The sequence below is a fragment of the Paraburkholderia sp. genome (assembly GCF_035948235.1).
Classification (GTDB): domain Bacteria; phylum Pseudomonadota; class Gammaproteobacteria; order Burkholderiales; family Burkholderiaceae; genus Paraburkholderia.
The window spans coordinates 1-4,588 of sequence record NZ_DASZJJ010000024.1; the positions used below are offsets into that span (position 1 = coordinate 1).

Consider the following 4,588-nt stretch of genomic DNA (forward strand, 5'->3'; position numbering starts at 1 on the left):
CAAAATCGACCGGCCCGCGCCCAAGTTGATCGAGACTGCCGAAATCGCGCTCAGGAATGCGGATTTCGTCGGCCTGACGCTGGCGGACCTCGTCAAGCGCCTGCCGCAAGGCGTGTTCATCGCGGCCGTGCGCCGCGCGCATCACAACCAGACACCATTGGCCGATCTCGTGCTGCAGTCCGACGACGTGCTGCTGGCGACCGCCACCGATCCTGCCTTGTTGCGCGACGCCACGGCGTTATGCGGGGAACTGCAGCCGGGGCGCATGACGAACCATCGCGAAGATCTGGCCTATATGCGCGTATTCGCGTCGAGCAAACTGGTGGTCGGCCATGCGCTGCGCGATTTGCGCTTTCCCGATGGCGTGGCGTGCTCGATTGCGCATGTACGCCGGGGCGACGTCGATATGATGCCGGGCCAGGAGTTGATCCTCGAATTCGGCGATCGCGTTGGTCTGCTGGTCAATCAGGTCCACCAGAAGTCGATGCGTGCCTTTTTCGGCGATTCGATCAAGGGAACCGCGGAGCTGGGATTTATATCGATCGGCGTGGGCGCGGCGCTCGGCTTGATCGCGGGCGTGATTCCCGTGCCGATTCCCGGTGTGGGCAAGCTGACGCTGGGACTTGCGGCCCTGCTGCTGGTCGCCCTGTGCCTCGGACGTTTGCGGCGCTTCGGTCCTTTCGTCTGGACGATGCCGCTGACCGCGAATCTGGTGTTGCGCAATTTCGGCCTGACGATTTTTCTGGCCCAGGTGGGCATGGCGTCCGGGCCCAAATTCTTCGCGACGGTGGGCACGACGGGCGCGTCCTTTCTGCTCTATGGCGTGGTCATCCTGCTTGCGCTGGTGATCGTCACGGCGGTGTGCTGCCTGTGGATCTTTCGCTTGCCCTTCGACGTGACGATGGGCGTGATCAGCGGCGCGACCGGCAATCCCGCGATCCTCGCGTTCGCCAACCGCGTGGCGCCGACCGATCTCCCGGACGTGGGCTATGCGATGATTTTCCCTTCGATGACGATCGTCAAGATTCTCTTTGTACAGATCGCCGTCGCGTTGATGAGCTGACTGGCTGATCGCTTGTTGGGCCAGAGATAATGACGGCGCGTGGTAGCGAACCCGTATCCGGAGAAAGCAGATGGAAATAGCCGTATTCAGTGCAAAACCCTATGACCGCCAGTTTCTTGATGCAGCGAATGCAGATCATGGTCATCGGCTGCGATATCTGGATGATCCACTTGATGAGGACACCGCAGGATTGGCGGCGGGTTATCGCGGCGTGTGCATCTTCGTCAACGACAAGGCCGACGCCGGCATTCTGGAAACGCTGGCGCGTGGCGGCACGCAACTGGTGGCATTGCGCTGCACGGGCTTCAATAACGTCGATCTGGAAGCCGCCGCGAAGCTGGGAATCAAAGTGGTGCGGGTGGTCGATTACTCGCCCAACTCGGTCGCCGAGCACGCGGTGGCCTTGCTGATGGCGATCAACCGCAAGGTGCACCGGGCATATAACCGCACGCGCGACTTCAATTTCGCGCTCGACGGGCTGATGGGTTTCGATCTGTGCGGCAAGACCGTCGCCGTGATCGGCACCGGCAAGATTGGCCGGGCGTTTACGCGCATCATGGTGGGCTTCGGCTGCGAGGTGATTGGCTACGATGCGTACCCGTCGCCGGAATTCGAGGCGCTGGGCGGGCGCTATGCGACGGATGGCGCAATCGGCATGAACGCCGATATCGTTTCGCTGCATTGCCCGCTGACACCGCAGACCTACCACGTCATCAACGCCGATACGCTTGCGCGTGCGAAGCGCGGCGCACTGCTTATCAACACGAGTCGTGGCGGCCTGGTGGATACCGAGGCGGTGATTGGCGCGCTCAAGAGCGGGCAACTGGGCGGCCTGGCGATCGACGTCTACGAGCAGGAGGCCGATGTGTTCTTTCGCGATCTCTCGGGCACGATCGTCGACGACGATGTATTGCAGCGCCTGATGACCTTTCCCAATGTGATCGTGACGGGGCATCAAGCGTTCATGACGCGCGAGGCCGTATCGACGATCTGCGAGACCACCTTGCGCAGCATCGCCGAATTCGAAACCGGGCTGCCGCTGACGAATGAAATCAGCGTGGATTAACCGAAGAGGCGCGCCCAGGCGGCGCGCAGGCGACGCGCGCGATCTTCGAAGAGATACGACGCGCCCAGCGTGATCAAACCCGAAACCGTGCCGGTGAGGAGCGCTTCGGGAGAGGCGTAGTGGCTGGGGTGCGAATAGGTGTCGCCGATGGCTGTGAGCGCGCCCATGACGAGGGCGTTGCCGTAGCGGTTCGAATAGAGCTTCGCCAGTGGCGTGAAGGTGAGCAGCACGGCCAGCAGACCGGTGAAAAGCCCCGTTTTGAACGCCAGCACCCAGTGCGCGGCGCTCATGATGTTGGTCCAACTGCCTGGCATGCAGGTCATGCAGGCGCTGGTGGGCTGCCAGAAACGCTGTACGAACAGGCGCAGACGGCGTTTCCAGTCGGGGGGCATGGGACGGCTCCTGGAGCGGGAGCGGGGGCGCTCGCTTATGGGGAGGATGCTACACCACGATTGTTGATCGTTCCGCGATGAAGCGGGCACTACAACCTGCAACTCACCGCCCGTGCAAGCGCATATTGCGCGCAACCCAGCCCAGCAGGCCGGTGCGCGCCAGCATCGGCACCACCCGTTTGGGCCCGAACACCACGCTCCCCAGCACGACCGAGCCAAGCAGGGTGACGCGCGGCGCGGCGGCCAGCGCATGGCGCAGGTTCGTGATCGACAGGGCGTTATCGCGCGGCCCGGCCGGATACTGGCCGATCCGCAGACCAATATTGGCGATCAGCAGTTGCGTGCGGGTGAGTTCCATGCGCGTGAGCACGGCAGATTCGTGCGCGCGGCGCACGCGGGTGCGTTGGTTCATTTGAGCGCCTCCTTGACGGTTTCCACATCGGCGCGAATTTCGTCCCTCAGTACTCCGAACGATTGCGTATGCCGTTGCAAACGGAACATCAGAAGCGCCACCATCGACAACACCAGCCAGGCCGCCGCAATACCCCAGACCACGGCCAGAAAATACGGTGTATTCCATGCCGATGCTATCAAGGCAAAACATAAGAACGAAAGCGTGAACAGCACCGTGACCGCGAGCGCCACCAGCGCGAGCATTTCGCGCATCACGCGCGCGCGGGTCTCGGCAAGTTCGATCGTGAACAATTCGCCGTAATCCGCCATACGGGCGATGAGGAACCGCGACACATTGCGCCAGCGGTCGAGCTTCGCTTGCATCGACATGGCCATCCTCCCGCGAAATGCGCTGTCTGGCAGCGGGGCCGCGCGTCACCGACGCGCGACGCTTGAACCGGTCGCAACTTCCCCCAGCGGCGCTTCACTTCACATCGCTTACATCACGAATGTGATAGCGCCGCGTTTGCATCATCGTGTTCGCGCGCGGCGGGCGCACCCGCCACCGCTAGCTCCGCACCCGCCAGCGCATCGCGCGCGTGAGCGCGCAGATCGTCGGCGGCGTAGGTGGCATCGGCGTTACGCACCCACGCGCCGATGCGCAGACGCGCGCCGCCCTTCGACGGATAGCTTTCCACCGCGACGGTTGGCGCGAGCGTGTTGCCGGCCAGCACGCGCGGTTCGTCGGCGACCATTTTCTTGAGTTCGGCGATGGCGGAGTCGACCTGATCGCGGCGCGCGAGGTCGATCGTTACGTCGACACGCTGGGTGCCGCCGCTGCTGTAATTGATGACGGGATTGCTCCAGATCTGACTGTTCGGCACGAAGACGTCGTTGCCGTCGCCGCGTTCGATGCGCGTCGTGAACAGGCCGACTTCGCGCACGATGCCCGCCGCCGCGCCGCTGCCTTCGATCACGTCGCCGGCGCGAAACGGGCGCAGCAACAGCAACATGATGCCGGCGGCGATGTTCTGCAGCGTGCCCTGTAAGGCCAGGCCGATCGCCAGACCGGCGGCGCCGAGCGCGGCCAGCACGCTGGCGGTCGCAATGCCGACTTCGCTGAGCGACGCCACGATCGCGATCACCCGCACGGCCCACGCGGCGATGCCTGCTAGCATCGGCGCGAGCGTCGGATCGGCGTGCGAGCGCGCCAGCATATTGGCGAAAAGCTGGGCGATGCGGTTCGAGATCCACCAGCCGATCGCGACGATTAGCACCGCGACGATCAGATGAAGGACGTCGTGCGTCACCGTCGCGAGGAGCGATGGTTGCAAATGGAACAGTCGATTGAAGAAGTCGTCCATGGTTCGGGCCACCCGTTGAGATGGCAATCACACAGCAGGCGGCGTGCCCGTGAGCGGGGCCAGAACGATGGAAATCTGCGTAGCGCTGCATGACAAATGCGAGCGCCACAAACGCAAACGCCAGAAGCAAAGGCTTCCGGCGCGTGCTGATGCAACCACGGTTACTGCGTAGAGCAACTTCGAGGGCTACAACTCAATGCTGCGGACGCCCCCGGTCCGCTTGTCCACGTATGCGCTTAATAGCGGCGCTGGGCTTCTGCGAGCAGTTCGCAGTATTCCAGGTGGCGATTGAGCGCCTTGACGCCAAGGC

Annotated in this window: 6 protein-coding genes; 2 read left to right on the forward strand and 4 right to left on the reverse strand. The window is 63.3% G+C overall.

From position 1 onward, the window contains the following. A partial coding sequence (locus VG320_RS01480) for a TrkA C-terminal domain-containing protein (RefSeq protein WP_327198412.1) occupies positions 1 to 1,063 on the forward strand: 1,063 nt, incomplete at its 5' end. Positions 1,064 to 1,133: 70 nt separating this feature from the next. Continuing rightward, positions 1,134 to 2,129, forward strand: a complete 996-nt coding sequence (locus VG320_RS01485) for a 2-hydroxyacid dehydrogenase (protein ID WP_327198413.1) — start codon at positions 1,134 to 1,136, stop codon at positions 2,127 to 2,129. Here the strand turns inward: VG320_RS01485 and VG320_RS01490 are convergent. The 4 genes from VG320_RS01490 to VG320_RS01505 form a co-directional block, all read right to left on the reverse strand. Beyond that, complete coding sequence (locus VG320_RS01490; RefSeq protein ID WP_327198414.1) at positions 2,126 to 2,521, reverse strand: hypothetical protein; 396 nt, start codon at positions 2,519 to 2,521, stop codon at positions 2,126 to 2,128. The two genes, VG320_RS01485 and VG320_RS01490, sit on opposite strands and share 4 nt — an antisense overlap. A 103-nt stretch (positions 2,522 to 2,624) precedes the next feature. Then, on the reverse strand, positions 2,625 to 2,933 hold the full coding sequence (locus VG320_RS01495) for a hypothetical protein (protein WP_327198415.1): 309 nt from the start codon (positions 2,931 to 2,933) through the stop codon (positions 2,625 to 2,627). Beyond that, entirely contained in the window at positions 2,930 to 3,304 is a 375-nt protein-coding gene (locus tag VG320_RS01500) for a phage holin family protein (RefSeq protein ID WP_327198416.1), read from the reverse strand. Before VG320_RS01500 ends, VG320_RS01495 begins: the two co-directional genes overlap by 4 nt. A 113-nt stretch (positions 3,305 to 3,417) precedes the next feature. After that, entirely contained in the window at positions 3,418 to 4,278 is an 861-nt protein-coding gene (locus VG320_RS01505) for a mechanosensitive ion channel family protein (protein WP_327198417.1), read from the reverse strand. Between the last annotated feature and the right edge of the window lie 310 nt (positions 4,279 to 4,588).

Bases quoted from the DNA above. Each gene is read 5' to 3' on its own strand.
- VG320_RS01485 (WP_327198413.1), top strand. From the start codon at position 1,134: ATGGAAATAGCCGTATTCAGTGCAAAACCCTATGACCGCCAGTTTCTT.
- VG320_RS01490 (WP_327198414.1), bottom strand. From the start codon at position 2,521: ATGCCCCCCGACTGGAAACGCCGTCTGCGCCTGTTCGTACAGCGTTTC.
- VG320_RS01495 (WP_327198415.1), bottom strand. From the start codon at position 2,933: ATGAACCAACGCACCCGCGTGCGCCGCGCGCACGAATCTGCCGTGCTC.
- VG320_RS01500 (WP_327198416.1), bottom strand. From the start codon at position 3,304: ATGTCGATGCAAGCGAAGCTCGACCGCTGGCGCAATGTGTCGCGGTTC.
- VG320_RS01505 (WP_327198417.1), bottom strand. From the start codon at position 4,278: ATGGACGACTTCTTCAATCGACTGTTCCATTTGCAACCATCGCTCCTC.